The 26,908-nt window shown below is 51.8% G+C and carries 20 protein-coding genes; 11 read left to right on the top strand and 9 right to left on the bottom strand.

Annotated elements, in window-relative coordinates; genetic code table 11:
* Nucleotides 1–216: 216 nt before the first annotated feature.
* The 3 genes from AC1XDK_RS12390 to AC1XDK_RS12380 are packed head-to-tail and all read right to left on the bottom strand — an operon-like array spanning nt 217 to nt 5,974.
* The gene (locus AC1XDK_RS12390) at nt 217–1,866 is read right to left on the bottom strand and encodes a sodium/phosphate symporter (protein WP_483350201.1); all 1,650 of its coding nucleotides are present in this window, start codon (nt 1,864–1,866) and stop codon (nt 217–219) included.
* Nucleotides 1,859–4,870, bottom strand: a complete 3,012-nt coding sequence (locus tag AC1XDK_RS12385; RefSeq protein ID WP_483350200.1) for an FtsX-like permease family protein — start codon at nt 4,868–4,870, stop codon at nt 1,859–1,861. The genes AC1XDK_RS12390 and AC1XDK_RS12385 overlap by 8 nt, the downstream gene beginning before the upstream one ends.
* Before the next feature lie 3 nt (nt 4,871–4,873).
* Nucleotides 4,874–5,974 (bottom strand): DUF1616 domain-containing protein, encoded by a 1,101-nt coding sequence (locus AC1XDK_RS12380; protein ID WP_483350256.1) that lies wholly within the window; start codon nt 5,972–5,974, stop codon nt 4,874–4,876.
* Between the two features lie 354 nt (nt 5,975–6,328).
* Here AC1XDK_RS12380 and AC1XDK_RS12375 point away from each other — a divergent pair, with 354 nt between their 5' ends.
* The 4 genes from AC1XDK_RS12375 (at nt 6,329) to AC1XDK_RS12360 (ending at nt 11,531) form a co-directional block, all read left to right on the top strand.
* Entirely contained in the window at nt 6,329–6,574 is a 246-nt protein-coding gene (locus tag AC1XDK_RS12375; RefSeq protein ID WP_483350199.1) for an antitoxin VapB family protein, read from the top strand.
* Between the two features lie 7 nt (nt 6,575–6,581).
* Nucleotides 6,582–6,974 (top strand): PIN domain-containing protein, encoded by a 393-nt coding sequence (locus AC1XDK_RS12370; RefSeq protein ID WP_483350198.1) that lies wholly within the window; start codon nt 6,582–6,584, stop codon nt 6,972–6,974.
* Between the two features lie 268 nt (nt 6,975–7,242).
* Nucleotides 7,243–10,275 carry an FtsX-like permease family protein gene (locus AC1XDK_RS12365; RefSeq protein WP_483350197.1) on the top strand — a complete coding sequence of 1,011 codons (3,033 nt, stop codon included), beginning with the start codon at nt 7,243–7,245 and terminating at the stop codon, nt 10,273–10,275.
* A gap of 227 nt (nt 10,276–10,502) precedes the next feature.
* A complete protein-coding gene (locus tag AC1XDK_RS12360; protein ID WP_483350196.1) occupies nt 10,503–11,531 on the top strand; it encodes a PGF-CTERM sorting domain-containing protein in 1,029 nt (342 codons plus the stop codon).
* A 224-nt stretch (nt 11,532–11,755) separates the two neighbouring features.
* Here the strand turns inward: AC1XDK_RS12360 and AC1XDK_RS12355 are convergent, their stop codons facing one another.
* The 3 genes from AC1XDK_RS12355 to AC1XDK_RS12345 form a co-directional block, all read right to left on the bottom strand.
* Complete coding sequence (locus AC1XDK_RS12355) at nt 11,756–12,769, bottom strand: transposase (protein ID WP_483350195.1); 1,014 nt, start codon at nt 12,767–12,769, stop codon at nt 11,756–11,758.
* Between the two features lie 500 nt (nt 12,770–13,269).
* The gene (locus AC1XDK_RS12350) at nt 13,270–15,135 is read right to left on the bottom strand and encodes an O-antigen ligase family protein (protein ID WP_483350194.1); all 1,866 of its coding nucleotides are present in this window, start codon (nt 15,133–15,135) and stop codon (nt 13,270–13,272) included.
* A gap of 350 nt (nt 15,136–15,485) precedes the next feature.
* The gene (locus tag AC1XDK_RS12345) at nt 15,486–16,112 is read right to left on the bottom strand and encodes a DUF4352 domain-containing protein (RefSeq protein WP_483350193.1); all 627 of its coding nucleotides are present in this window, start codon (nt 16,110–16,112) and stop codon (nt 15,486–15,488) included.
* Between the two features lie 440 nt (nt 16,113–16,552).
* Here AC1XDK_RS12345 and AC1XDK_RS12340 point away from each other — a divergent pair, with 440 nt between their 5' ends.
* The 5 genes from AC1XDK_RS12340 (at nt 16,553) to AC1XDK_RS12320 (ending at nt 22,410) form a co-directional block, all read left to right on the top strand.
* Nucleotides 16,553–18,247, top strand: a complete 1,695-nt coding sequence (locus AC1XDK_RS12340) for an ABC transporter substrate-binding protein (RefSeq protein ID WP_483350192.1) — start codon at nt 16,553–16,555, stop codon at nt 18,245–18,247.
* A gap of 64 nt (nt 18,248–18,311) precedes the next feature.
* Nucleotides 18,312–19,289 (top strand): ABC transporter permease, encoded by a 978-nt coding sequence (locus AC1XDK_RS12335; protein WP_483350191.1) that lies wholly within the window; start codon nt 18,312–18,314, stop codon nt 19,287–19,289.
* Nucleotides 19,290–19,293: 4 nt separating this feature from the next.
* Nucleotides 19,294–20,274, top strand: a complete 981-nt coding sequence (locus AC1XDK_RS12330) for an ABC transporter permease (RefSeq protein WP_483350190.1) — start codon at nt 19,294–19,296, stop codon at nt 20,272–20,274.
* Nucleotides 20,271–21,308 (top strand): ABC transporter ATP-binding protein, encoded by a 1,038-nt coding sequence (locus AC1XDK_RS12325; RefSeq protein WP_483350189.1) that lies wholly within the window; start codon nt 20,271–20,273, stop codon nt 21,306–21,308. Before AC1XDK_RS12330 ends, AC1XDK_RS12325 begins: the two co-directional genes overlap by 4 nt.
* Before the next feature lies 1 nt (nt 21,309).
* On the top strand, nt 21,310–22,410 hold the full coding sequence (locus tag AC1XDK_RS12320) for an ABC transporter ATP-binding protein (RefSeq protein ID WP_483350188.1): 1,101 nt from the start codon (nt 21,310–21,312) through the stop codon (nt 22,408–22,410).
* A 79-nt stretch (nt 22,411–22,489) separates the two neighbouring features.
* On the opposite strand, the gene AC1XDK_RS12315 is transcribed toward AC1XDK_RS12320, so the two are convergent.
* Together AC1XDK_RS12315 and AC1XDK_RS12310 are read right to left on the bottom strand one after the other, a co-directional pair.
* Nucleotides 22,490–22,924 (bottom strand): tyrosine-type recombinase/integrase, encoded by a 435-nt coding sequence (locus AC1XDK_RS12315; protein ID WP_483350187.1) that lies wholly within the window; start codon nt 22,922–22,924, stop codon nt 22,490–22,492.
* A gap of 376 nt (nt 22,925–23,300) precedes the next feature.
* Nucleotides 23,301–23,618, bottom strand: coding sequence for a hypothetical protein (locus AC1XDK_RS12310; protein WP_483350186.1), 318 nt, complete (start codon nt 23,616–23,618; stop codon nt 23,301–23,303).
* Nucleotides 23,619–23,735: 117 nt separating this feature from the next.
* Here AC1XDK_RS12310 and AC1XDK_RS12305 point away from each other — a divergent pair, with 117 nt between their 5' ends.
* Nucleotides 23,736–24,098, top strand: coding sequence for a winged helix-turn-helix transcriptional regulator (locus AC1XDK_RS12305; protein WP_483350185.1), 363 nt, complete (start codon nt 23,736–23,738; stop codon nt 24,096–24,098).
* 827 nt (nt 24,099–24,925) lie between these two features.
* A complete protein-coding gene (locus AC1XDK_RS12300) occupies nt 24,926–25,264 on the top strand; it encodes a hypothetical protein (protein ID WP_483350184.1) in 339 nt (112 codons plus the stop codon).
* Nucleotides 25,265–25,600: 336 nt separating this feature from the next.
* On the opposite strand, the gene AC1XDK_RS12295 is transcribed toward AC1XDK_RS12300, so the two are convergent.
* The gene (locus AC1XDK_RS12295; protein WP_483350183.1) at nt 25,601–26,590 is read right to left on the bottom strand and encodes a succinylglutamate desuccinylase/aspartoacylase family protein; all 990 of its coding nucleotides are present in this window, start codon (nt 26,588–26,590) and stop codon (nt 25,601–25,603) included.
* Nucleotides 26,591–26,908: the final 318 nt, after the last annotated feature.

Here is a 26,908-nt window from a genome sequence, read left to right as displayed (position 1 = left end):
CCATTATTTTTTAGCTACTAAATCCAACGTCTTAACTATTTTTAACGAGCTGGACAGATTTTATCAATTAGTATACATTAGTAAATCAAGTTTTCGGATCCTTTGTTTGATTATATGGAATACATCGATAAGACATATAGCTTCCGATGACAGATATGAACACCGGGCCAAAATAGGGACAATTCATCGCTAGTAAAATATAAGGAGGATCCTTACTCATGAGTGGCAAACAGCCGAGGTTACACCCGACGACCGAGAAATAACGACTGGGTCATCACCACTAACCGAATAGATGACTTGTTTGGACACGATCCAGGATTGATACTGATTTTTCTCGACTCGTTTCGGTGAGGTGGGGAAGAGTTGCGCACCGACAGTCGTCCACGACTGCTGTGAGACGACAGTACACTTTGGTGGCCCACTCCCGCCGCGCAACCATTGATACAAGGGAGTGTAGGTGGAGTTTGTCCGTGATGGATAATAGTATGATGCGAGTCGCGTGATATGTCCATCACTCACCCACGTAGACGGGATATACGTCGCAGCAAAGGTAGTCGTCTCGAATTCATTTGGTTCCGTCACCGGTTGTGCTGGCGTCGCTCGAAGGCCAGCAAACGCGAGTGGTGCGCTAACCAGTGCAATCACAAGTAACAACGGAATCAACCCTGTACGAGTGACACGCAAAATTCGATTAGTCACACGACCTCGAATACCAAGACCTACAACAGCAAGAGAAGCTAACACTATCGCCCCGAAATGTGCGAAGATTTGACTTCGAGCAACGATGTCCTGGTACCCGACAGTCAATTCCGCGGTCAGAGCAAAGCCAATTAAAGCGAGTGGTCCCAGAACGAGCGCGAGAACGATCACTCCGTCTCGTGTGGTTGTAATGTACGGGAGTCCATATGTCGCAACGAAACCACCCACTGCGATCGGTATCACCAGCAGTAGTGCCATTGTTTGGAGTTCGGCTGTCCCAGGGAAGACAGGAACAAAGAAATTAGTGACCACAACCCCAACGCCACCAACTAAAATGAGCATTGACACGGTACGTTGACTCCGAACGCTTGTCGTCGGGATTGCGACCGATGCAGCGATCAAGACCAGGATCCAGGCGAAGAAAAGACCGGGAACTGATGTGACTCGTGAGACGTCACCTAACTCCATTATTGAATAATAACTCCCGAGGTACGCCCAGAAGCCAACAACAATCATTGCACCAAGGATTCCGATACGTGGGACCGATTGACGAAGAGATCCAGCTAGAAGCGACGTAATAACGAGCGCACCAATCATCGTACTGAGGCTGTGAGTGAGTGGGAAGACAATAACGAGAAGTGCCGTCAAAACGATCCAAGAAGGTCGTCCTGTCTGTACCATTCGGAAGAAGACGAGAGCAATCACAGCGACAAATACGATACCAGCACCTTCACTTGTAACCGCTGCAGACCGCCCAAGGTAGATGCCTTCTGTTGCCAACACCAACCCAGCGAGTACAGCTGCAATACGAGTTTCTCTCGGTTGCCACCCCAATTCCAGACCGATACAACGGGTGACCCAGATTGCAATCAGGCATGGTACACTTCCAATGATCGCGATCAACGGCTGGGCAATACGAAGGGGCGAGATTCCAGTCAGTTGACTGCAGATAGTCAGCAGCGCAGAGAACGTATATTTATCCGGTTGAAAGTACGAAGCCGACGTTGGGAGGTGGCCGTGAGCCAGCGTATATCGAGCAGGAGCAGCGAACTGAAAGCCGTCGAGATTGAACGGTAAATAACTCCAATACAGTGGAATTGTTCGCATCGCAACCGCGACCATGAACACAGTAATACCAACAAGCACGTACGGACGGCGGTTATCCATGGAGTTCACCTCGGGCGTCCCCGCCAACCTCGGGTGTTACTCCGACTGATTTGAACAGTGAGACCGGTTGTCGTCGCAGAAGGTCGAGAGTGACAAGAAGAGCACTGAGGAGGACAATCATGAGTTCGCCGAATATTACAATCACGACCACCCTAAACGTTATCTGCGAAGTGATTTGAATACCGAAAACCGTAAGAAACCCACTTGAGGCGAGTAGTTTCGTGAGAACAGTTGCACTCACAAGTCCGATTCCAGTCGCAACAACCCCAATTTTGAGTGCATCTGAGAGAACGAGAGCGGCAATTTGCCTTGGAGATGCTCCAGTCGCTCGATAAACACCAATGGCCTGTCGTCGAGCGTGAATCGCTTGGGCGAACATTGCTGTCGTACTGCCGATCGTCATAATGCCCGCTAAGACGGAAAGGATCCCGACAAGAAACGACAAGTTCCCAAACGCAGTTTCGAGAATTCGGCCGATGCCACTTCCTCCGGAGTACGCACCCCGATTCGCATATGCGGTGACAATTCGCTCATCGCCGGTTACCGAATACGAATCAGTATCCAGTGTTTGACCAGCGGCACTCATACGAACAGTATACGAGCCAGGAGCTGCTCGTGCGAGTCGGAATGTCGTCGACTTGTTTTCCCCTGGCCCAACGGAAATATCACGTGTATACTGGCTTCCCGTCCCCGAGAGGGTAACCCGCTCATCGATCTTTGTCTGCCATGGATTATACAAGGACAGCCGAGCACGTGGCTGTACTGTCAGCGACGGCTGGTCGGGACGAACCTGTACTTGCCCTATGAGAGTCTTAGTTGCATTCTGGGAAACGGTAACTGTCTGGCGTATCGAGCGATTCTCTCGTGTCACTGTAACGGTGTACGTTCCAGGTTCTCCAAACGGAACACGGACTGTGCCGTCCCCTCGCGTCATAACCGTTCGATCACCCACTCGCAGCGTCGCATTCGGAACTGGCTGCCCTGTTGCAGTCATGACTTGCACACGTGGGTGACTCGATGGAGGCACGGTTTTTGGAAGCCCCACAAGCCGAAGCGCAGTCGGTGAAATGACCGTGACCAATGTCGTTTGATTATCAACATGCACTTGCTGAGTTCCAGTGTGTGACACGGGGATTCGAACCGTGACAGTCCGCTCAGCATGTGGCTTGAGTGTAACTGACGTCGTTCGCGATCGGTTCCCTACACGAACATGAATCTCACGAGAGGACGTCTCCGATCCAAAATTCTTCACTCGAACATTAACGGGTATGGATTCATTGGTGGTCACCGTGTCGGGAGCCGACACATTAAGAAGAGAGACAACTGAACGTGTCTGTGAGTCCCCACTTAAGGTCTCTTTCGTTCGAATGAAATGCACCATCCCCGGCTTCGCGTTAGAGAGATGCTGCCCCGTCGAGAGCGAGACGAGTAAGTGATCGTCATAGATGTCTGGTGCAGAATACATTCCCACGACTTTGACTCGCGTAAACGTCGCTTTCGTACTTCCACCGAGGGTCACAGAATCACCGACATCGATATTCTGGCTAGTAGCAAGATCTTCACCAACTAGCGCCTCGGTCGATGTTTGTGGTTTCCGTCCCTGTGTTAGTGTCGCATTTGAAACGGTTGCAAATGAGTCGAACTCGGCACCACGCACGACAAGTGCAGTACCATTATACACTGAAAATAACAGCAATTCTGGACTTGCCGCGATGCCCTTTTGTTGCAAGGTACTCGCATAACTACTAGGTACCTTACTAGCAATGGGGTGGACGGCACCCGGCTCCGTAATTGTCGTTCCACCTGTCTGCATAAGCGGGGTAAGAACACCAGCGACAGATGCACCAACCAGTACAACTGTCGCAAATACCACGAGTGTTGCCGTACTGGGAAGCAGTGCTCGCCAGTCAAGCAATGTAAGAGACCAGTACTTCGAAAGTGAAGCGAAAACACCCTGTGATTCTGTACTAGATTCCTGCTGTCGCCCAATTGCTGCGGGAGAATCGCGGCTTGCAGGCCATGCAGCTCCCACACCAGCAATGAGCCCAGTAAATCCAAGTCCGCTATATCCTAATAGGAGGATTTGAACCACACGGGGCGTTACTCGAACCGACAGCGATATCGGAAACCCAGATGCGACGGCGACGTTTACTGCTGCACTCGTTAGGATCACACCAAACGCGTAGCCAAGACTGATCCCAGCCACTGTTAACATCAAAGCACGAATTCCGAATAGTCGCCGTATGGTATTGGGCGTGCCGCCAGTCGAGCGAATGAGTTGAATTGCCTGTAGACGGTCACGCACGGTCATTCGCGTAATGCTGTACACGATTACGCCAACAAGGATCGCCCCGCCAAAAGCCAAGAGTGCAATGACCGAAAGTAGTTGTCGTGTTCCCACAATGAAAAACGCTAATGCAGCACCCAAGGGCACGCCTGCAGTAGGGACAGCGCCAGCACTCCCAGGAGGCTGAATGACGAATGCACCAGTCACACCGAGGCGGTGTACCGTTTCAGGCGATGTACGATACCACGATGGTGGAATACTTGATTGAGAGGTCCCGTCGATGGAAACCGATACCGTACGCGACCCATCTGACCCAGAGAGTCGCTGTGTCTTCCCAGAATATCCTGAACTACTGGCGACACTCACCCCTTCGGTTGGCGGGTCAGGAATTGAAATACCCGTTTGCTTTCGAAAACTCTGAGCTTCATCCGGTGGAATACCGACGACATACTGCTCTGAGCCATTTGAGTCTCTGACTGCTGCAACGGGAAGAACAAGCGCATTAGAAGACGCTTGTGTCTGTGCCGTCTCAAGCGACTTATAGTACGTAGCCGTCCCATCAGAGCCATAATCTTGTGCGATGGAAGTCGTCTGATTTCCAGCTGCAGCGAGGACAATGGTTGTCCCTGTGAGAAACGCAACAGTAACCGCAATAACGAGAATGGCAAGCTTATCGCGGTGTGACCAGCGGATGAGAATCGAACGACGATATCCCACGGATTACCCCAGAGTTTGTTTCGTATCGATATTCCCAGTACTTGGTGCAGCCAACGCATTGGAAGGAGACCCGTTCGAGACGTTTACCCAAAGGTGCAACTCCCGATACGCAGATTGCTCTGAAGGATTGGCCGGTACTTCGTCCTTGTACAATAGATATTGGAGTCGTAGTCGATTTCCAGTTATCGGTGGAGTAATAGTATGGCGTTTACGCCACGTCGAATTCGCATCGAGAGTTGTCTGAAATCGCTTTAGGTCTCGTGTTGTCTGAACCTGGGTACTGTTATTCATCACCTTCACCCGTTGAAGACGCACAACCACCGTGTAATCTTCCTCTTGATGTTCATGGTTGCCGATTCCAACGTACAATGGTTTGCTCTCTCCTTGGGTGAAATTGGTCGGATAATCATCTGCTACGAACTGCCCGCTCTCGTTTTTCGTCAACAGATAAAATTCAGAAAAGGATTCTCCTTGATTTGGGACCATTGTAACATATCCAACACTCCCGGCTGCAAGGAGTAAACTAAGGACCAACACCACGTTGAGTGCGGCGTCAGCTCTCGTATCCGGTTCAAAAAGCTCTGATCTCGTGGCCGTAAACCAACTTTTGTACGGCACGCGGAAGCGCTCTTCTTCAGGAAGTTGAGTGCGTCGAGCTGCTGCAATACCAGTCATACATAGCGTGAACGCGCTGAGGCTGAGCAAAACAGGAACCAGTCGAATTCCCCACGGTGTGAAGTTCAGCACCAATCCGATAAGCGGGACAATTGCGATACTCGTTCCGAACGACAACGCAACTCGCTCGAGCCCATCAATTCCAGAACCGGGACGTGGAAGCCGTGATTCTCCTTCGTCAGGTGAATCATCATCTACTGTCGATTCTATAGGTGAATCCTCCGGAAAAAGTGCGGCAATAAATGCATACCCAGGTGGGAAGAGGACAAACACAAGCCCGACGAAAGCACGAATCGGTGTCTCATTCAGACCGGGAATCAAAACCACAGCAAGTGTGAGAAGAACTACAAAACAGATGGCAGCTAAATCCGCCGGTAGGGAGCGGACTGATCGAGGGAGAAGAAGCTGGAGGTCAACGTCACGAGCCATTCGTTTCCTTGTAATCTCTACCATAATAAAAAGTCCCCGATAGAGTAGGGAATTCTCTGTGGGGGGACTGAAAAACCAGAATGCACGGTAAATAGAACTTTCTTAAGTAGATTTTCTCAGTGCCAGATAGGCGCTGTGAAAGAACACACTTTTGTCAGAACTGACATCATACTGTGCATAAACGCTCTCTCCCCAGAATGGATCGGTGATTGTCTTTTAGAAGTCGGCATTCAGCTTTTCCCACTTCATAATCCCGATTGGCCAACAACGTTGTGCGGCATGCATTCTCTCGTTTGATCCGGAGATCCTCGATTATTCGCAACACCTAATAAAGATGTATGCGTATGTATGCATATGGGGACGAAAACCATCCGACTCGACGACGAAGCCTACGACCGTCTCAACGACCGGAAAGGAGAGGGAGAGAGCTTCTCGGATGTAGTCAAACGCCTTGCAGGCGAACGGTCATTTCTCGAACTCGCCGGAATACTCTCGGATGAACAGGCTGACGCCGTTCGCGACGCGGTCGCCGAACTTCGCGAACGTGAGAATGAACAGATGGCAGCACGTCGAACCGAGCTGGGTAGAGAGACCGAGTAATCCTCCCATGATTTTCGACACCTGCGTACTTATCGACATAATGAACGGAGACGAGAGCGCGATTGAGACGGTTCGTGTGGCTGAACGTGAGCGTGAACAACTGTACCTTTCCGCGCGAACGCTATTCGAACTGTATCAGGGCATTCCCCGCGCGCCGAATAGCGAAAAAGAGCAAGGGACAGTTGAGAAAGTTCTCGAAACAAGAGAGGTACTCCCTGCTGACGATGCTGTGATGAAAAAGGCAGGACGACTGTACGGAAAACTCATCACCGAGGGGCAACAAATCGATGTTGGCGACTGCGTGATTGGCGCAACAGGTGTCGTGCATGAACAGGCAATTCTAACGCGAAATACGTCTCATTTTGAACGGATTCCAGGGCTCGAACTTCGCGATTATTGAGATGCTTGTTTGACGTCTTCCCTCGCTACAAGACGCCCACAGATTCCGAAGCGAGACAGTGAGTCGATGATTTCCGGAAGATTCTGTGGTTGCTGTGTTTCAATCGAACACTCCAGTGTAATTTCCGAAGACCTAAATCCGGGGAAATATCGTTGTGGTAGAATAATCAGATAATATATAACTCTGGCCGTTAATTTTGAATACTTTTAGGGTTCGATAACGAGTACGGACGTAGAACTAAAATCATGAGTAGGGATATGCGACCTGAATGAACTATACGCGAACACTGTTGACACGCTGGTCACGGCGAGATCGACTCGCTGTACTCATTATCGCCATTACTGTTGCGTTTCTCGTTGGTACAACGCTATTGATATCATCGGCGAGTACCCAATCAGCGGCTGTTGCAGGAAGCGAGAGCGGCTCGATGGTGATTCAACAGTACCCCTCATCCGCAACTGCTCAACAGAATGCGACGAAGAGCGATCTCGTCTTTCCAGTGACGACGGTCCAGTTTGAGGGAATGAACCACACAGTAGTGGGAGTACCAGAAAGCGCACCATCAGAGTTGTCTGACCTCTCGGTGTCGTGGCGAAATGCAACTATTCCAGCACCACCAGACACAGGTATTCGCGGCGCAGTCTCAACACCGACCAGCCAGCGTATTCAAACCCATTCAGGAGGCCGTAACTCTGTCCGTGTCATTCCATACGAAACGGACGATTCTATTTTCCCCCGAACGTGGTACGTTGCAAATCCATCCACCGTTCATACGTTTGGAGAAACTGGAGCACTCGTCATCCGAGTAAGCGACTCGAATACGCATGAGCAGCAACTCACACAAGAAGGAATCATAACGCCATCCCTGTCAGCGTATTTTCTACGTGGAATGCGTGAAGTACTCCAAGTACTCACTGCGGCCACAATAGCTGCCAGCGTTCTCATTCTCGTCGTTCTTTACAACGTCACGAAAATGAGTGTCCGAGACCGCCTCAGATCCATTGCCGTCATTCGGTCGACTGGTGGAACCGCACGGCGTCTCGTTGGTATTTTTTCACTTCGATCCGGCCTCTTGGCCATAGTCGGCTGCGTGTTGGGTGTTATTATCGGAGTAGTTGCGACACGGGCAGTCGTGAAGATCGCCATCTATCTCGGGGTGTCTTTCTCGCTTGATCCGAGTATTACACCAGCGGTTGTGCGTATTTTGCTGTTGATGATCGGTTGTCTGGTTGGCACTGCAATGCTTGCAGGCGCTAGTGCAGCCTGGTCAACGGTGAGACAACCGCCAGCACAACTGAACAGCGAACACACAAGAAGGTCTATCACACGAACAAACGAAAAATCGTGGAGAGGAATGCGTATACAGCCTCGGTTACTCTCCTGGCGAGCGGTGATTCCGATAGCAACGACATTGACCGTCTTTGCTCTCATCGTTCTTCTTTCGGGATCGCTTGCAGGGGTGCTTGCTCCGCTCGCAACAGCATCAACAGGCACCGTCACAGAACCGGGTGCGCCATATCCGATGGCGAGTCGCATCGAAACCCAATATGCAACCGCATTGCGAGACCAAGGCATCGAGGCAAGCCCAGAGATCATCGTTGTGCAGATTGCTGATGGAAAGCCATACTTAGCGAGAGGGGCGAACTATTCCGCATTTGCTGCAGTTTCGAATGCAGAGCTTGTCAAAGGCCATCGACCACAATCACCAAGCGAGGCGGTTATCGGTGAGGATCTATCAGAAACATTGAACATCACAGGAGGAGATACGGTTTTGCTTGGGGGAAGCACGTCGCCTGCATTCACCCGAGTACGGATAGTTGGTGTGTATCGTGCGCCCGGGATGCAGGATGACCAACTCATCGTCCCACTCGAGACCGCCCATACGATCTCGACGAGACCAGGAACAGTTCAATTCATTCGAACAGCAAACGGCACACCACAAACACAATCAAGAGAACATCAGAGTTCCGAGACAGAAAACATAGTCATCAGTAGTATGTCCGCTCCCGAGATGGTAGGCGTCGGTCAGGAATTTACTGTCAGAGTCGGTATCCAAAATATTGGAACATCCGAACAGACACGAAGAATTTCAATGTCGTTTGCTGGTGAGACACACCACCAATCCGTCACACTCCAATCGGGTGAAAAGACGACTGTGCAGATGAATACGAGTGTTTCCAAAACAGGCAACTATTCACTAACCGTCGGGTCACATTCACAGACCATCTCCGTCTATCGAAAGCCACCACTCGTCCTGCCAGCGACTCCTGAAGAGGCACCACCAGGAGCAGATATCGGAGTTGCCGTTCGAACAATCACGGAAAAAAACGTCTCGAACGCTACAATTACGATTGGGGATACGAGAACGACAACGAATGAATATGGGCTGGCAAAAATAACACTCCCGGAAACACCAGGAACGTATGAGTTGACGGCCAGTAAAGGAAACCGAACCAAAACAACTAGCATCCAAATTTCACCGGATGCCACGCGACACCTAGTGGCGGACATAGACATCACACCAGATAGGGGAACCGTCTATACAAAACCAGAAGCTCTCATTCGGATTGCAAACCCATGGGGCAAAGACCTCCCTCGAAACGTATCGCTTGTCAGCCCGCTTGAGACCGAAAGTCGGACTGGAACGATTCCCGCATATAGTGTTAAGAACATCCCAGTGACGCTCGAGGAGACTGATTCACCAGATCAGTTCCCACCAGGACGATACACCGCCAAAGTCGTATCGAATGGAACAGTTCTCTCGACGGACACATACGTCGTGACGGGTGATGCTCAAATTCAGTCCTCACTCGCACAGAACACAGACTTTTCGAGTGGTAGTGGACTTGGCCAGGCCGTAGAAGTCGTCTTCGGGAATTTCAAATTGCTCATTGCTGGGATGATGCTACTTGCAGGACTTACTACCATCGGGAGTACAACAGCAACCTTTGCTCAAGAAGTACACGCCCGTCGACAGGCAATTGGGATTCACCGGGCTACCGGTGCGACCCGATGGCATCTTCTGAAAGCGTTGTTTTCTGATGTCGTTCGAATATCGATACCTGCATCCATCATCGCAATCGTTTCTGCATTCGGAATCATGTATGGTATGTCTCTCGCTGGAATGCTGACGATCTTTGGAATCCAATTAACAGTGATGGCAAATCCCTTCCTGATTGTTGGAACGATCCTTGGGGCGTTTTTGTTGTCCTGTCTGAGTGTCTCATTCGCGGTGCTACCGTTGCTCATGACAGATCCCTCTGCCTTGCAATCTGGACGGGCTACTCGATCGAATCTATAGACATCAAACGTAACGAGACGCTCAAACCCATCCTTTTCGGAACCAGGTTGGAGTCATACGCGATCAGAAGAAGAATTAACTAAGCCAGGAAGAAAGGTATATTTAAGCACATGAAGGTTCATCGAAATATAATATGCAAAGATCTAACAGGAATCGTAAATAAATACTATGTGGTTGCTTAAATTAGACTACAGTACGGTAACGAAGTATTCCGATCATACACAACAATGAACAAAAGTAAGATACTGAGTATTTTCTTAGTGGGGATACTCATCACGTCCGCATTCGGTGTTGTTCAAGCAGACAACGGAAAAGACAAGGGCAAAAATGGCGACAAGCACGCCCAAAAGGTCGTTTTCAAAGTCGAGGACATGACGATTCATAACTGGTCGTTTTATGTCGGGCCAGATGATACGCCAGACCGAACTGTATACGTCGATCCAGTTTCAATAAAGGACAAGACGTTCAAGCTGAACGCAAAGAAGATGATGAAAGGTAGGGGCATGTCCGAAATGGCCGCGATGCCTGCAAAAAAGCAAGCGATGGCACAGGCCAAAAAGGGCATCGACCGGAAAAAAGGTGAGACAATCCGTATTTGCATCAAAAGTATCGAGGTGAAAAACGTCAAAGTGGTCGCAAAACTGCCGAAAATGACGCCAGAGGAGATGCAAAAGATGTCGTCCGACCAACAGTCAAAAATGTCGGATGCTCCGCAACTGCCCTCGTATAAAATTACGATCCACCGAATGGACATCGACCGATGGTCGTTCGTTGTCGGAGCAGGTGAGCCGAAAAAGACGATTACGCTCGGAGACCTGACGCTCGAAGACAAAACTATTCCTCTGGGAGGTTTCTCGATGGACGATCAACAATCGAGCCCTGCCATGCAGTCGGTGCAAAAACAAATCCAAGATGGCATGATGAAGAAAGGTGCGAAGATGGGTTCGACCTACCGCATCGTCATTCAAAATGTCCATCTGAAAGATGTCACGCTCGCCGCTGGAGATTCCGGCGAGATGGATGACTCGGAAGATACCCAGACGACCACTACCGAAGAAGAGATGACGACCACCGAAGACGACAAGAAGACAACCACCGAAGAGGAAATGACGACAACTGAAGACTCCTCGGACGATAGTGGATCTGGAAGCGACGGAGAAGAAACGTCCAACAGTAGCGGACAGCCTGGTTTCGGCATTGGAATCGCTGTCATCGCTTGTCTCGCAGCAGCACTCCTCGCGACGCGAAACTGGTAAGCTCTTATAGACGAGAGCTAACTTTTCGGCTTTTATTATAGGGTTCACAGATCAAGCAGACACAAAAGGAAATCATTGCTCCCTTTCGAGTGTATCCCGGCAGCTTCTATACTTGACGCGTATCGCGAATTCGAGCAGATCTACAACAACCACCCCAAAGAACTGGATGTCAATAGCTTCAATCTGATATCATTATAAGCGTAGAGGGTGTCATAGAAGAGTTCTCACACCGTGATCACGGTACTTCCCGGATTGTCTCCACGTTCGTAGTTGGTGATTGCGACGACGAGACGAAGGCACAGCGCGAGGAGACGAAGGCACAGCGCGAGGAATACTTGTGCTCGTGCGTGAACGCGGCCTCGGGCATGCATTCGCCCGAGGCCGCAGTCCTTGACTGATTCGTTGGTTCGTTCGATGCCACTCCGCCGGTTGTACGTCTCGTCTAGCGTTGATTGCTTCAGCTGGACGTCCTCGCTGTGTTTTTCGATGCAGTCTTCGACCCTGTACTCGATGTCTTTCGGGTCATCAGCGTTCCGTGCGTTGTACGGAGCGACTGGCACGACCCCTGCGGCCAGCAGGTGGTCGTGCCAGTCAAGCGTGTCGTAGGCACTGTCACCGACCATCCAGATTGGTTGCTCGACGGCGAGCGCGTCACATGTGACGCGCATCGCCGTCTCTTCCGGTGCTTGTTTACTCTCGGTGAACTCGGCTGCAATCGGGATCTTTTGCCCGGTCGAGACGATCGTACAGCCGTAGCCGTAGTAGTACTCGTCCTCGGTTGGATCGTAGCACTTCGACGCGTCTGGGTCGGCTGGCATCGCCCTCACGTCGGTCGAATCGATGCAGTGGGTCAAGTCGAACAGGCCGCGGCAGGCGGCCTGTTCGACGAGACGGGTGAAGACATCGTCAACGATGTGTTCGAGGTCAGTGAGGAAGCGATCGACCGCGTCTCTCGACGGCGGTCGATTGAAGCCACAGCTCAACCAGACGACCGTGTTCCGAAGCTCTCGCTCAACGGGACGGATGCCGTAGATGTCTTTGTAGTAGCAGTGGAGAAAACCACGCATCAGCTCTGGTGGTTCGTGGTCTCGTGTTCGCCCCGTCTCCGCCGGGGCGAACACGTCGAATTCTTCGAGAAACTCGAAGGAGAGGTGCTCAAACAGCGCTAGCGTCTCGGTTTCCACGACATTGAAGAACGACTCTACCGAAAGATCATCTTGCAGGGTCGCTGAACTCATTCCACCTCAGCGTTCACCCTGCTCTCTGGTGTGGTAATCGTTCTATGACACCCTCAGCGTAGGCTGTTCCCGCTGATCGCTCTTGATACGAGCGGTATCAGTCAGTGAGCGGATTGAGAGTCGATCTAAATTCGAAATATGACGTCCATCTCGTCGTTGTCAGCAACCAAGTCGACAAGGATCAGTCAAAGCACGTCGTCGCACCTGAGTAGCGACTCGAGTCGTGATCATTGCCGGATAATAGTCGTGTTTGTCTTGCGATTCATCTAGTTCAGGAATTGGATTGCCAAGCTGTACGTACCTCTCTACAAATAGTGCATAATAGAAAGTCACGGAGAGACGTGATATCGTTTAGATCAAAACAGATGTTTCAGACAGTCTGCACCAGAAAGTTAGGATCTGGACGGCGAAAGGCGACAAATAAATGCGACAAGTCATGTTGGAAGGATTCAGCGCGGAAAAGATATCGAGAAGAAATCTGTCGTCTCTCAACCCCTTGTCTAAGCCCTCACGTGAGAGGAGGGTTCCCCAGCCTCCCAGTGATAATAGCCGACCAACGATCCCAGGAGAGCCCAGAACGGGAACACTCGCGGGAGCTTGTCAAGGAATGGTCCCCACGCAGCAGCACTTAGCAACCCAACGAGGCTGCAACAAACCGCCAACACTAGGATTCGGTCAGCGTCTCGTGAGAACAGGAGTTTACCTCCCGAGAATAGTGCAACACAGACCGCGCCAAGATATAATATGAATCCGGGGAGTCCTGTCTCTGCGAGGAGTGCAACATAGAGTGAATGCATCCTGAACGCCCTCGAAAGGCCGTAAGACTCGGCATAGAACATGAAATTTCCGCCGCCAACTCCGAATATTGGGTTTCGCATAAATAGGTCGATGCCAGCAGCCCATTGCTCGATTCGCACCCCAAGCGACCGAAGGCTAAAGAACGGAACCGACATGTTGTTCACCAAGTCTGTGGCGGTTGGCCGACCCTTGCCACTAACTTGCGTTGTCGTCTGACTGCCACCCGGCGCTGCTGCCGTCCCGTTCTGAGTAGTAGTAGTCGGGGTAGTTGTCGTTGATGTGGGTGGCGTCGTGGTCGTTTGATGAGTGGTATTCTGTGCAGTAGTGGTCGGGGTTGTTGTCGTGGCTGTGGTCGTGGTATTTGCCGTATCAGTCGCTGTCGGTGTAGGAGCGGTCGTCGTTGTCGTTGTTGTTGTTGTCGTTGACTGGGTTGTTCCAGGAGCTGCACCTACCGATGACGATGAGTTTGGTGGTGTTGGTTGTTTGCCCAGAGTTGGTGAGCTTTTAGATCCTGCACCAGACGCGGGGACGAGAATAATAGCAGCTGCAAAGAGCGCCTGTCCAACCACAGGGAGGTTTTGGACACGGGCAAGCTGATGCACGGAGCCGCGACGAAGCCATAGCAGCCCTGCAACGAATATGAGTGCCGTAAGGAAAATCGCGCCGCGTGCGGAGTCACTTGCGGTCCCCCGCTGAACGATGAGCATTGCAAGGATGGAGAGTGCACCAGCAGTCCTCATAGAGGTGCCACGACGCCAGGAGAACACGGCAATGGCTGGGAATGTGAGGATGATAAGTGAGTTAATGCCGCCGATAGCAAACCCAGACACCCACGCCCCGGTTCGAAGAACGACCGGCCCCAGGCCAATTGTTCCAATAATCTTGTGCGTTTCACCGAGTACAGGGAGTCCAAGTGGGCCTTCATTTGCGAATTGGATAATTCCCACGGAGACATGGCCGATTGCAGTGATGCAAAGCACTCCAATGATATCCCTGAACTCAACGACCCCAGACCGAACACTTCGGATAACAAGAGAAAAAACCAAAAACGCCTGAAGGAAGAATAGCGTGAAGAACAGTGCGACATCTGGCCGTGGCGCATTCGAAACAATTGCGACAATCCCTGACCAAACGACGAATCCCAACAACAACATCTCCGCGCGCGATGTCCCGATTTTATGCAAGTCTTGCCGGACACCGAGAACAATAGCAGCGATTAATGGTGCCTGAAATGCCCAAATAGCGGGTCCAATATTCATCGGATATTGGCTGGTGTCTCCGACAGGGATATTGGCACCGTAGGTCGTCAGCATGAGGAGTGCAACGAGAGATCCAGTGAACCACCGTCCAGAAAGTAGGACAAAGAGTGCATAGCCCCCAATAGTCAATCCGAGGGCAATTAGTGGCCCAACATATCCAGGGAGGCCAATTGCACGGAGAGTTAATCCAAATCCCGGGGTGAAAGCAAACAGTCCAACGGCGAAGATTGCTGCAAATATAAGTGGAGAAGTCTTCGAGGGATTTATTTTGAATCGTTGATAAATATCCGACATGCGGTTGCTGGACACGGTTAGTGGATAAAATAAGCAGGCAAGGTATAATATTTGCGTTACGGAGAGGAAGGTGATAGCGCTCCTCTTCAGTACAAATGCAAGATGGTTATGGCGACTAAATCCGGCTCCTACCGACTGTAATCACCCAATTCCCATCCAAAGTGTGGCGGGATGATCCTCCAAATTCAATGATTCATTATGATATGTACGCTATAAAAGTAAGGACAGCATTGAAATTCATTTGATTTTATATTGGAAAAGAATACCAACGAGAATAGTTGATTTGACAGAATATATGAATGAGTGCAGAGATCAGAAGAATGGAGAGTTCTTATAGCCAAATTCGCTTTTAAAAAAGTACGTCGTCAGTTACTCGTCCACTGAAGGGTCCTTTTCCCGTCAGAAGCAGAATATTTGAGAAATGCAGTCACATCCGACGGCTCTGTTCCGTCTGGAACTTCAAAGATGAGAATCCCCGACCGCTTTTTTCCACTCTCAAGCGACCCAGTAGTGTACAAACTGCGGACTGCACCTTTGTAATCAGCTGGGTCATATCGATCTCCTCCTACAAAAACGTAAATCGACATATTAGACGGGATTTTTTGTGAGGAGTCTGTAGGGTTTGCAACGATGAATTTCACAAAGAGGAATGACTGATCTGTGGATTGTGTCGTCCCTGAATCTTCATACTCCGATTTGATCTGGAATTTCTGTACAGTTCCTGTGAGACCACTCTCGAAGGTCGCTGTTTCCCCCAGCGTTAGAGTCTTACTCGTTGTTTGTCCGTTTGACGTACCTGCTTTTGTCGTAGTCGTCTCGGTCTGTTCGGTAGTCGCTGTCGTCGTTTGCTCTGTTGTGCGAGTCGTTTGCTGTGCTGTGGTAGTTGTTTCAGTAGTTGATGTCTCCTCCTCTGATTCCCCCAAGGAAGAACAACCCGCCATACTGATTCCAAGACCAGTACTGACTATCGCGATGAACTCTCTACGTTCCACACAGAGCAGACGACCTCTTCGTTAATGTTTCTATGGTAGGGAAAATTATAGAATGATTTGCTCAAAATTTCGCGCATAGACGAGGACAATCGTGGGACAGGAACGACAGTGAGAGCGAGGGAGTTCAACCCACAGATAACACTCAAATATCAATTCTAAAATAGATAGATGTTGATTTTCGCTTTCAGTTTCTAGATAGATGGTTGATATTTAGACGTCATATCCATGATTCCAAACAGAGGGTACTACGCTTACAGACGTGTTCACGATGGGAACAAGCGAGGCTAGATTGATTCACACGATGAATAAAACACAGTTTATAGGAGTAATTATATATACAAAAGATATTGAATTATCGGAAGCTCAAATTACGCTCTCTATTGTCCAGATTCCGAATCGGTGGGAAAGGTTTTTATGGTAGGTTTGGGTAAGTTGACCTTATGGCAGAGAATGACAACCAGGTCAAGCGGCGGAAATTTCTAAAAGCGGCAACCGCAAGTGGTGTCGCGGGGATGACGGCCTTAGCAGGGTGTTCTGGTGGCGGTTCTAATAATAACGAAAACAATAACGGAAATCAGTCCGGCGGCTCAGGCAATGCAAAAGCAGGCAAGGGCCTCTCGTCCTACACGTACGTCAATAATGCCCAAAGCTACAACCCACCGAGACACGACGCGATAAACCTCATCGCAAAGCAGTTCAGCGATCTCGGACTAAACATGAATGTCGACGTGCTCGAATGGGGTACCCTGTTCAGCCGCGTCTCCCAGGAATACAATTACAGTTTCGCAACATGGCACACGTTCTTCGTTTCAGAACCGGTGACGGAGTTAAACAACTTATTTAACTCAAATAACACCGGCCCAGGGAAAGGGAATTACTCCGGCTATGAGAACCCCGACCTCGACAAGCAAATGGAGAGTTACCTGGCCGAACCGGACTCTGGCAAGCGAGTCGATCTAGCCCATAAGATACAAAAAAAGGTGATGGACGACGTGCCGATGATGCCAATTACGCAAATGCCGCAGGCAGCCATCTACAACAAAAACCAGGTGGGCAACTGGCAAGCGGACCTCGCAAACGGGTTCAACTCCTACTGGACGATGATAAATCTGGAGATGAAAGGCGGCGAGGACACCCTCAAGGGCTACTGGCCAGAAACACTCTCGACGATGAACGTGCTCGGTCACAATGACGAGAGCAAGCACGTCTATCAGTTCAACATGATGTACGACTTCTTGGTTCAGCTCAACAACAAGGCCGAACCAGACCCGAAGGTCAGCCTCGCTAAAGACTGGAAGCGAGTCGATGAAACCACGATGGAGTACACGATCCGCACAGACCACTCGTGGCACGACGGCAAGGACCTTACCGCCAAGGACGTCGCGTTTACGTACAACTACATCATCGATAACAAGGTACCGCTGTATTCGACGCAGGTGGAGTACCTCAAAAGCGCCGAAGCTGTCGACGAGTCGACGGTTCGAATCAAGATGTCCAAACCGCTGGGGCCGTTCAACCTCGCAGTCGCGAACCTCATCCCCATCATCCCCGAGCACAAATGGGCCGACAGGAAGAACCCGAGTCAAGCAAACATCAAGAAACCGGTGGGTAGCGGCCCAATGATGTTCGACTACTGGGAAAAGGGCAGTGAGTTCGGAATGAAGAAGTTCGACAAACACTTCGCTCCTGTCTCCTTTAAAAAACGGTTCTGGCGCGTCATTCCCGAAGCGTCGACGGTGTGGGAGAACCTCAAAAACGGCGATCTGAATTACGAGCCGTTCGGCCGCATCGACCGCAGTCTCGACCAGAACCAAAATCACAAGAGTATTGGCACGAAGTTCCAAACCGCACCGACGTTTTGGATGTTCACACCGAACGAGCGTGAACAGGGTCTCGACGACGTACAGTTGCGCAAGGCACTCGTCGAATCCATTCCGCGAACACCCATTGTCAAACAGATTCTGTTCGGCTTCCCGGACCCCGGCAGCAACGTCGTCTCGTCGGCGTTCGGGAAGCTCCACACCGATGATGTGACCGAGTACAAAGAGAGCAAAAAAGCCGCTCGAAGCCGACTTAAGGAGGCCGGTTACACGTGGAATGACAAGGACATGCTTCAAGCGCCGAGCGGCAACTAAGCTGGGGGAACCGACTTCCGTTCAGAATTTCACATAAATCAACTGAGAAAATACAACATAAATTATGGGAAAAGCAAGTTTTGTTATCAGACGCACACTCCAGCTCATCGTGACGCTCTGGGCAGTCGCAACAGTGCTCTTCGGCCTGTTTCGACTCATGCCGGGTGACCCAACATCGTATGTGGTTTCCTCGCAAATGACGCAGGAAGCGCGTCGAAAAATAATCGCAAGTTATGGCCTCAATGAGCCATTGCATGTTCAGTACATCAAGTTCCTTGAGAATCTGATACAGCTGAACTTCGGTCAATCGTTCCACTCGAAACGACCAGTCACGGACGTCATTGGGACCTATCTGCCAAACACGCTCATACTCATGCTAACGGCGTTCATATCGGCGTACGCGATCGGCATTACGCTCGGCATCCTATCGGGATGGTACCGTGGCTCCCGATTTGAGAAAAATGCAGTCATCGTCGCACTGACCGCACGGAGCGTTCCCACGTTCTACGTTGGACTTATCGTCCTGTGGATCTTCGGTGCAGGCCTTAACATCATCCCAATGAGTGGTATGACCAGTCTGGGATCTCAAAGTACGGGATTCTGGCAGATGGTATTCTCCGTCGATTTCCTGCAACACCTTGTCGCTCCGGCACTGGTGTTGGGGTTCTATTTCATGGGCTATCCGCTGCTCATCATGCGTTCCAGCATGCTCGAAGTACTTTCGGAGGACTTTATCGACGTTTGCCGCGCGAAAGGGCTGAAAGAGCGGACGATAATGTTCAGACACGCCGCACGGAACGCGCTGTTGCCCATCGTCACCGCGGCGGCCATCGCCCTCGGCTATGCCGTCGGCGGGAGTGTCCTCATCGAGACGGTGTTCGCGTGGCCCGGTCTCGGGCGTGAGATGGTGCGAGCAGTGCTTCGGCGGGACTTCCCCGTCGCACAGGGGACGTTCATAGTCCTCGCCGCAACCATCATCACGCTGAACTTCATCGCCGATTTGGCGTACGGATATCTCGACCCGCGAGTAACCTACGATTAAAACAATGGCACAAGAAGAACAAACCAGACAGTCAATATTTACCGACCTCGACGACAGATCGTCCGATCAGGAGATCAATAAGTGGCGACGAACAGCCCATCTCTGGCGTGGAACGCTTCGCGACCACTGGGAAAAGCTGACCAGTGAGCTCTCGGTCAAACTCTCGCTGATAGTCGTGGCAGGGTTCGTCCTCGTTGCCATCTTTGCGCCGCTTATCGCGAACCATCCACCTCTTCAGCGTCAGTATCAGAGTGACGCCGGAATAATCATCCAAAAGTGGGCTAAACCATCGCTCCTGGGCGCCGACAATTCCTACCTTCTTGGGACGACCGCAGAAGGGTTTGACATCTTTAGCCAACTCGTGTACGGAACGCGGGCGGCACTGATGGTCGGGCTCATTGCAGCGGTGTTCACCGCCGGCATCGGGACGCTTGTCGGTCTTGTCGCCGGGTACTACGGCGGAAAGGTTGACGATGCGCTCATGCGGCTCGTCGATTTCCTGTACGGAATGCCGTTGTTGCCGACCGTCATCGTCCTCGTCGCGGTGCTTGGGCCGAACCTCTGGAATATCATCTTCGCGTTGATTATCCTCCAGTGGCGCTCGACCGCTCGGGTTATTCGGTCCCAATCACTCTCACTCCGCGAGCGGCCGTTTGTGAAGGCTGCGGAGGTTGCCGGTGCAAGCGACTGGCACATCATCAGTCGGCATCTCGCCCCGAACGTCCTGCCGCTAACGTTCCTATACGGTTCGTTCGGCATCGCATGGGCAATCCTGGCCGAGGCGGGTGTCTCGTTCATCGGTCTCGGCGATCCGAACACCGTCTCGTGGGGGACGATGCTCCAGGCATCGCGAGCGTACTCAGCACTCCAGTTCGGTGCGTGGTGGTGGTTCGTACCGCCGGGAATCTGTATCGGGCTACTCGTGATTAGCGGCTTCCTCATCGGCCGCGGCTACGAAGAGATAACCAATCCCAAACTACAATGACCCTACTAGAAGTCAACGACCTCGAAGTCTATTACGAAACGGAAGACGGTCCCGCACAGGCAGTCGACGGTGTATCGTTCGAACTCGAAGAGGGAGAGAACCTCGGTATCGTCGGCGAGTCGGGGTGCGGTAAGACCACGCTCGCGAAAGCGATAATTGGCATTCTCCCCGACGCTGGATACGTCAATAATGGCAGTATCGAGTTCAAGGGCGATGACCTCACCGACATGACGGGCGCCCAACGCCGGCGGCTCAAGTGGGAAGAGATATCGATGATCGCTCAGTCGGCGATGAATTCGTTGGATCCGGTGTACACTATCCGCGAGCAGATCGTCGAGGCAGTCGAGACGCATCGGCCAGGCACGGGCCGCGTTGAGGCCGATGAGTTGGTAACAGAGATGTTCGAGCTCGTGGGACTGGACCCAGAGCGTGCCGACGATTATCCCCACCAGTTCTCCGGCGGAATGCGCCAGCGCGCCATGATTGCAATGGCGCTCGTGCTCGAACCGTCGCTGATGTTAGCCGACGAGCCGACCACGGCGCTGGACGTTATCATGCAGGATCAGATCCTCAAACGCATCAACACAATTCAACAGGAGATTAACTCCTCGATGCTGGTCATCACCCACGACGTGAGCGTCGTTGCCGAGACATGCGACCGCGTACTCGTAATGTACGCTGGGAAAGTAGCCGAAGAGGGATCGGTTGAAGAAATATTCGATCACCCGTATCACCCCTACACGATCGGCCTGAAGCGGGCGTTCCCAAACATCCGGATGTCGGACCAAGACCTACTGTCCATATCGGGGTATCCACCCGAACTGGTAGACCCTCCCCAAGGCTGTCGATTCGCCGAACGATGTCCAATGGCAACTGATCGGTGCCGCAAAGAGGAACCTGAAGCACACCATATCGGCAGTCTACGATCGTACTGCCACTATGTCGACGAGATCGACGAGGAGCTACGGCCATACGCCGACGACGCACGAACGTGGAACCAGACTGCTGCGGCCCAAGACGTCGGAGGTGACTGAAATGAGCGACGTGCTCCTCGAAGTCGACGACCTCAAGAAACACTTCAAGGTCGATCAGGGGTGGATAGCAAGTCTAATGCAGTCGGTCTCCGGTGAGGAACCGGAATATGTTCATGCCGTCGACGGCGTCAGTTTCGACCTCCACGAGGGCGAAACGCTTGGATTAGCAGGTGAGTCCGGCTGCGGCAAGACCACGACGGGAATGTCGCTGGTAAAGCTCCACGAGCCGACTGACGGCGACATCATCTACGACGACAAGGAGCTTTCAAAGGCCAGCGACGAAGAGCTCCAAGAGTTTCGACAGAACGCCCAAATGATCTTTCAGGACCCGTTCGAGAGCCTGAATCCCCGGATGACGGTGTACGATACGATTGCTGAACCGCTCCGCATCCACGACATCCGCAACGAGACTGCACGCGTCCAGCGCGCACTGGAATTCGCAGAACTCCTCCCGGCCGAGCAGTACTTCGATCAGTACCCCCACGAACTGTCCGGAGGACAGCGCCAACGCGTTGCCATTGCCCGTGCCCTCGTGCTTGACCCCGATTTTATCGTCGCTGACGAACCGGTGTCGATGCTCGACGTTAGTCTTCGAGCTGGGGTTCTGTCGCTGCTGGACCGGATGACCGACGAGTTCGGACTTTCGGTCGTCTACATCAGTCACGACCTCTCGTTGCTCCGGCATATGTGTGACCGCCTCGCGATCATGTATATGGGCAAGATTGTCGAGAAGGGGCCGACGGATCAAGTGATCGAGAATCCCCAACATCCCTACACGCAGGCGCTCATCAACGCGGTTCCCGTTCCCGACCCGGGCGTGGGACGTGAACGAGTCGAACTACAGGGTGAAGTGGGTGACGTTATCGACATTCCGACCGGCTGTCGGTTCAAGGCTCGCTGTCCGAAGTACATTGGTGACGTCTGTGACAAAGTCATTCCGCCGTTGGAACAGAAATCTGATGTCGACGGAGAGCAGGACATCGCCTGCCACCTATACGAGAGTGCTGAAGGGTATGATCCATACGAGGAGTTAGCAGGTGAACGTCGAGAGGGCGACGTCGCGATGAGCGAGGACACTGAGTCGGCGTCGGCTGACGACTGAACGAATTAGTCCGTCTCGCTGAGCACCGGCCCGAACTCGCTGGTCCTCGCGATAAACCAGACAAATCTTCACTCAAGATTCACGAAGCGAGATACGGCTCAATCGCATCATAGCTCGACCACCCACCGAGCGCCATCACAATGCGTGGTGATACGTTCTCTTCGACCAGCAGATGGTTCGCCCAGTAGCGGCGCAAATCGTGGGTAGACACTCGTCGATAGTCCTCGTTGTCCGACTCGTCGGCAGCGTTCTCAACCCAGTATTGAACGGTCCGTTTCGACCGTCCAATCAGGGGGTCGTCGTCCCGAAGACCGGCTTCCCGAACGTAGCGATTGATCGTTGCCTCGACCTCGACCGGCAACCATGTCTCGCGCTGCTTCCCACCTCGGTAGCTCCCGGTCGTATCCTTCCCGTTCGTGACCTCTAGCTCGTAGTGGCGGCCGTCGTCCATCCGCGAGATGTTCGATGGCGTGACGCCCAGCACTTCAGTCACGCGCAGCCCACAGTCGCCCATCAATCGAATCGCTATCTCGTGTTCGAACGAATCAGCGGAGCGGGGGATCGCTCGATACTCCTCCCGACTGAGCCAGACATTGAACGTCCCATCTTTTTCCGTTCCGTCCTCATTGCGTGTTACTCTTGACTTTCATACAATATTGAGGTTGAGGACGACGCTATCGAGATGTTGAATCGGGTGATTTCGGTAGTCTCGGGGGTTATCGCCTGTTTGATTTGCACGTTTGTAGATAAACACGAAATTGAACGATTCACATGATCTGATCTCGTTCAGAAGTCAGAGTTAGCATTGTATACTAACTCAACACATGCAAATAGAAAACTAGCGCTGATCGGCGCGACCGTACAATCCGGACATCCAAACGGGCACTGCGTCAATCCCAATCGATTTCTTTCCACCCTTCGAAGTGCTTGATTCGGAGTTTCAATTCAAATTCGTCCCATCCACAGTTGTCATAGAGGAACTGGACCAGAGAACCGAATTCGCCGTTATCGAGCATGATTCCCCGGTTCCCGTGGTCGATAATGAATGATTGTCGTCGGACGATTTCGAGAGATTTCTTCGCAGCACCACCTTTGTGCGGGGGATAAGACGCTTTATTGAGAACCACGTCAGCGGGAAGTGGTTTCCCATATCCGTGGTTAGTAACGAGGACACGAATAATAGAACAAACTAGTTCTGTGTCTTGCATGTATGTTACACGGATGTAAGGGTTAATAAAGATTGCTACTTCAAAGTAAGAGAATACATACTTTGAGTGGTGACTAGCATGCCAATACTTATGTTCTAGCCTTACTTTGGTGTAGTCATGAGCAACCCAGGTATGGATGCTAAAACCCCGAATGACATGACCACGAAAGAGCAACGCCTAGCCTATCCGTCCGGCTGGTTGTATCTCTGTCAGCATGAGAGTGTTCACTTGATGCTTGATGCACTCCTCCAGGTTGATCCCAGAAAGGAGTTTAACAAGACTGAGTTAGCAGAATTCGCGGGTGTCAGTACGCAGAGTGTCCGACGGCACATAGGAAAGCTTGTTGAGTTAGGTATCGTTGAGGAGACAGCTAACGGTCGCAGATACCACTACAACCTTGAGAGCAAGACTGGCCAGATCGTGGCTGAATTGAATGCAGAGATCAACGCAATTGGTGCAGGTCGAGCGGATGAAGAATAGACAGGTGGTCTTCGATAACTGAACAATCTACACAGCGTACTGAAAACGAGTAGAAGTATGGCGACCCAGTGTTTGGGCCTCACGTCTCGAAGTCGGTTCGCGTGGCGGTGCGACGAAGCCGACACACCGACCCCCAATGTAGCCGGGAAGATGCCTGACCAGAAGAATTCTTGGCCCAGTCACGGTGAAATCCGGAAACTGGATCATTGATAAATACGCATCACGAACTGTGCATAGATTGACAGGGGCCCGGGGAGGTTGTACTTCCGCTTATCAAATCAGGCAGAAGAGCAGCTTAATGATGAATGAAACGGACCCGTTCATTACTCTGCTTAGTCATCCGTAATTATATGTCGTGCTGAATCACGATGGTGTCCGATTAGGATCTTATACTATCTCGATGGTTCCAGGTAGGATGTTCGCGAGACCTAGCATCCTTTGTAGTCCTACAACTCTACAAACTCACCCGATAGAAGAATCGAGAAGTCGCCGCTGTCTCGCGTTCTTCTTTCTTTAGGTATCTTAGCAATCAATTTTCCAACCGGCGAAGACCTCACAAAACAGTCACAAACCGATGTCAGTCATGAATCGATGCATCAGGGTTCCACCGCAGGCGTTTCTGAGACGTGGGAGAATCGCCTGAACGGGAGTGAAACGAGCAGTTATCGTGATTACCGTTGGACTATCGGCTTCGGAATTGAGTGTTAAAGGCCTGAACGGTCGTCGTGGCTTATCAGAGATACCGATGAGCGTCGAGAGGCATGCATCGGATAGTAACACTCGTCGTTGCACTCACCGTCGCCAGCACCGTGCTGGTTGGTGGAGCAATGGCAGACTCACAGTATAGCGGCCAAGCTGCTGTCTCAGACGCCGAACAAGACCAGACAGTCGGGCAGTTCAACGTGAATGAGCAGGACGACAACGTGGCTGCCAGTGTTGCCATTGGTGCGGGTGATGGGAACAATGGAGGACCCGGTACGAACCCTAATCAGATAGCCGCTGCTCAAAATGGAGACAGTGGTGCTGAGTCGGGCGATGCGGTCGCGATTCAAGCCAGCGCCCAGAGCAACGAGAACGTTCAGTACGCCGACTCCAACGCCCAGAACTTCAACGGGCAGTCCCAGAACGGTGACGATGGACGACCGCCACAAGCGGGCGGAATATAATCACGGCATCTTCAGTTTTTCGTACGGATTGTGGGCGTCACTGCCGCTTATACTGCCCAGCGGTAGTAAACCCGCTAAATCAGGCAAATTCGAAGAGTCGAGCTTACTGCCGTCGAACGTTCTACTTCAGTTATCAAATCAATCACGCGTCTTGAAGTGTGCCGAAATCCCGGAACGCAGACTACTTTCGCCCGGTTGTTCATCCTACAGTGGAAGACGATCAACTTCTGAGTGATGAATAGAGAGAATATATTTAGCACGCAACTCCTGTCTCACCCTGAGGATTATCAACAGAGCCTCTTCGAGGAATCCTCACCGTTTACGGCGGGGAGGATATCAATCTCGATGCTCTTGTAGCAGTGATTCGTCATCTGGCACGGCCATGTCGAGGAGTGGATCGTTTTCATATACTGCGACGCCCTCGTATCGACTCAGGACATATCCCGAGTGGTCTGTGTTCACTCGGGTTTTCGTCTCCCCGTGAGGTGTGACGATATCCGCAACTACCTGTCCCGACTGGACCCATTCTCCCTCCTGTACTTTATAGTGAACGAGTCCAGCGGTGTCCGCGTGTGGGTGGATGAGCCGTTTGAGATCGGTCTCAGCTGGCAGCTCAAACTCCATTGGGGATGACGCCGATTCGGAGATCATCCCGAAGACGTGGAGCACGTTGTACAACCCGACGATGGCTGCCTCACAGACGTCCTGTTCCACGACGAATCGACCGCCGAGTTCCGGCGTGAACGCCGGAATCCCGTCCGCGACTGCCGCCCCGGTCAACGTGTGCTCGAGCGACCGTCGCTCGGTCTCCTCGTGACTGAACTGGTTGACCGCAGGGAGACCGAACGCGTCGGTGAGTTCGATGATACGGTCGCGTAATTCGACGGCTTCGGATATTTCTCGAGTGTTTCCATAGCTCACTCGTGGTAGAATCGAATACGGATACGTTGCGACCCATGACGTATGAAGTGAGATGACGACATCTGCGCTCGCACTGATCTCTTCGTACACCCGCTCGCAAATCAACTGCTGAACGCTCGGTGGCGTCTCGCCGTCTCCGCGCTCGAAGCCGAAGTACCGATTCGGGTCGTCACCATGATAGTATGAGGTTCGAGCATTCGTCCGAAGTCCAGACGGATTCATCACCGGGATACAAACGACTGTCCCCTGGAGCGATTCGTCCCGAATTCGGGACACAAACTCGTGTATCGCTTCCATTCCAGTCGGTTCATCGCCGTGAATCGTTCCGGTCACCCATACCGTCGGCCCAGATTCTTCTCCTTCGACGATGACGACGGGAATCTGTTCGGGCTGTCCCGTTGGCAAATCAGCGACGGACAGATAGCCTGTAGAAGTCTTACCTGGGCCCGACTCTGCAGTTCCGACCTTCATACGTCTTTCCGGCGACTATCCGTGTACGCTGGTGTTTCCGGGACGTGTCGAAGTCCGGTGTGCGGGCTAGGTAATTGGGTCGATGCAACGGGAACAATTTGTTCTTCGTGATCGATATGCCATTGCGTAGCGCGACCGGTTCGCTGCCGTTCTACAGTATTCTGTTGAAACATAGCTGCTCGTGAGGTTGTCATTTTCGTGGTCAGTTAATTGTCGTCTCTTTCTTGGATATTGAAGACGTCGACAATTCCG

It is taken from the genome of Haladaptatus sp. HS23 (genome assembly GCF_056892285.1).
Note: the sequence above shows the minus strand (reverse complement) of the source record. Positions and strands in the feature narration are given on the sequence as shown.

Bases quoted from the DNA above. Each gene is read 5' to 3' on its own strand.
- AC1XDK_RS12390 (WP_483350201.1), bottom strand. From the start codon at position 1,866: ATGGATAACCGCCGTCCGTACGTGCTTGTTGGTATTACTGTGTTCATG.
- AC1XDK_RS12380 (WP_483350256.1), bottom strand. From the start codon at position 5,974: ATGGCTCGTGACGTTGACCTCCAGCTTCTTCTCCCTCGATCAGTCCGC.
- AC1XDK_RS12375 (WP_483350199.1), top strand. From the start codon at position 6,329: ATGGGGACGAAAACCATCCGACTCGACGACGAAGCCTACGACCGTCTC.
- AC1XDK_RS12370 (WP_483350198.1), top strand. From the start codon at position 6,582: ATGATTTTCGACACCTGCGTACTTATCGACATAATGAACGGAGACGAG.
- AC1XDK_RS12365 (WP_483350197.1), top strand. From the start codon at position 7,243: ATGAACTATACGCGAACACTGTTGACACGCTGGTCACGGCGAGATCGA.
- AC1XDK_RS12360 (WP_483350196.1), top strand. From the start codon at position 10,503: ATGAACAAAAGTAAGATACTGAGTATTTTCTTAGTGGGGATACTCATC.
- AC1XDK_RS12355 (WP_483350195.1), bottom strand. From the start codon at position 12,769: ATGAGTTCAGCGACCCTGCAAGATGATCTTTCGGTAGAGTCGTTCTTC.
- AC1XDK_RS12340 (WP_483350192.1), top strand. From the start codon at position 16,553: ATGGCAGAGAATGACAACCAGGTCAAGCGGCGGAAATTTCTAAAAGCG.
- AC1XDK_RS12335 (WP_483350191.1), top strand. From the start codon at position 18,312: ATGGGAAAAGCAAGTTTTGTTATCAGACGCACACTCCAGCTCATCGTG.
- AC1XDK_RS12330 (WP_483350190.1), top strand. From the start codon at position 19,294: ATGGCACAAGAAGAACAAACCAGACAGTCAATATTTACCGACCTCGAC.
- AC1XDK_RS12325 (WP_483350189.1), top strand. From the start codon at position 20,271: ATGACCCTACTAGAAGTCAACGACCTCGAAGTCTATTACGAAACGGAA.
- AC1XDK_RS12320 (WP_483350188.1), top strand. From the start codon at position 21,310: ATGAGCGACGTGCTCCTCGAAGTCGACGACCTCAAGAAACACTTCAAG.
- AC1XDK_RS12315 (WP_483350187.1), bottom strand. From the start codon at position 22,924: ATGGGCGACTGTGGGCTGCGCGTGACTGAAGTGCTGGGCGTCACGCCA.
- AC1XDK_RS12310 (WP_483350186.1), bottom strand. From the start codon at position 23,618: ATGCAAGACACAGAACTAGTTTGTTCTATTATTCGTGTCCTCGTTACT.
- AC1XDK_RS12305 (WP_483350185.1), top strand. From the start codon at position 23,736: ATGAGCAACCCAGGTATGGATGCTAAAACCCCGAATGACATGACCACG.
- AC1XDK_RS12300 (WP_483350184.1), top strand. From the start codon at position 24,926: ATGGCAGACTCACAGTATAGCGGCCAAGCTGCTGTCTCAGACGCCGAA.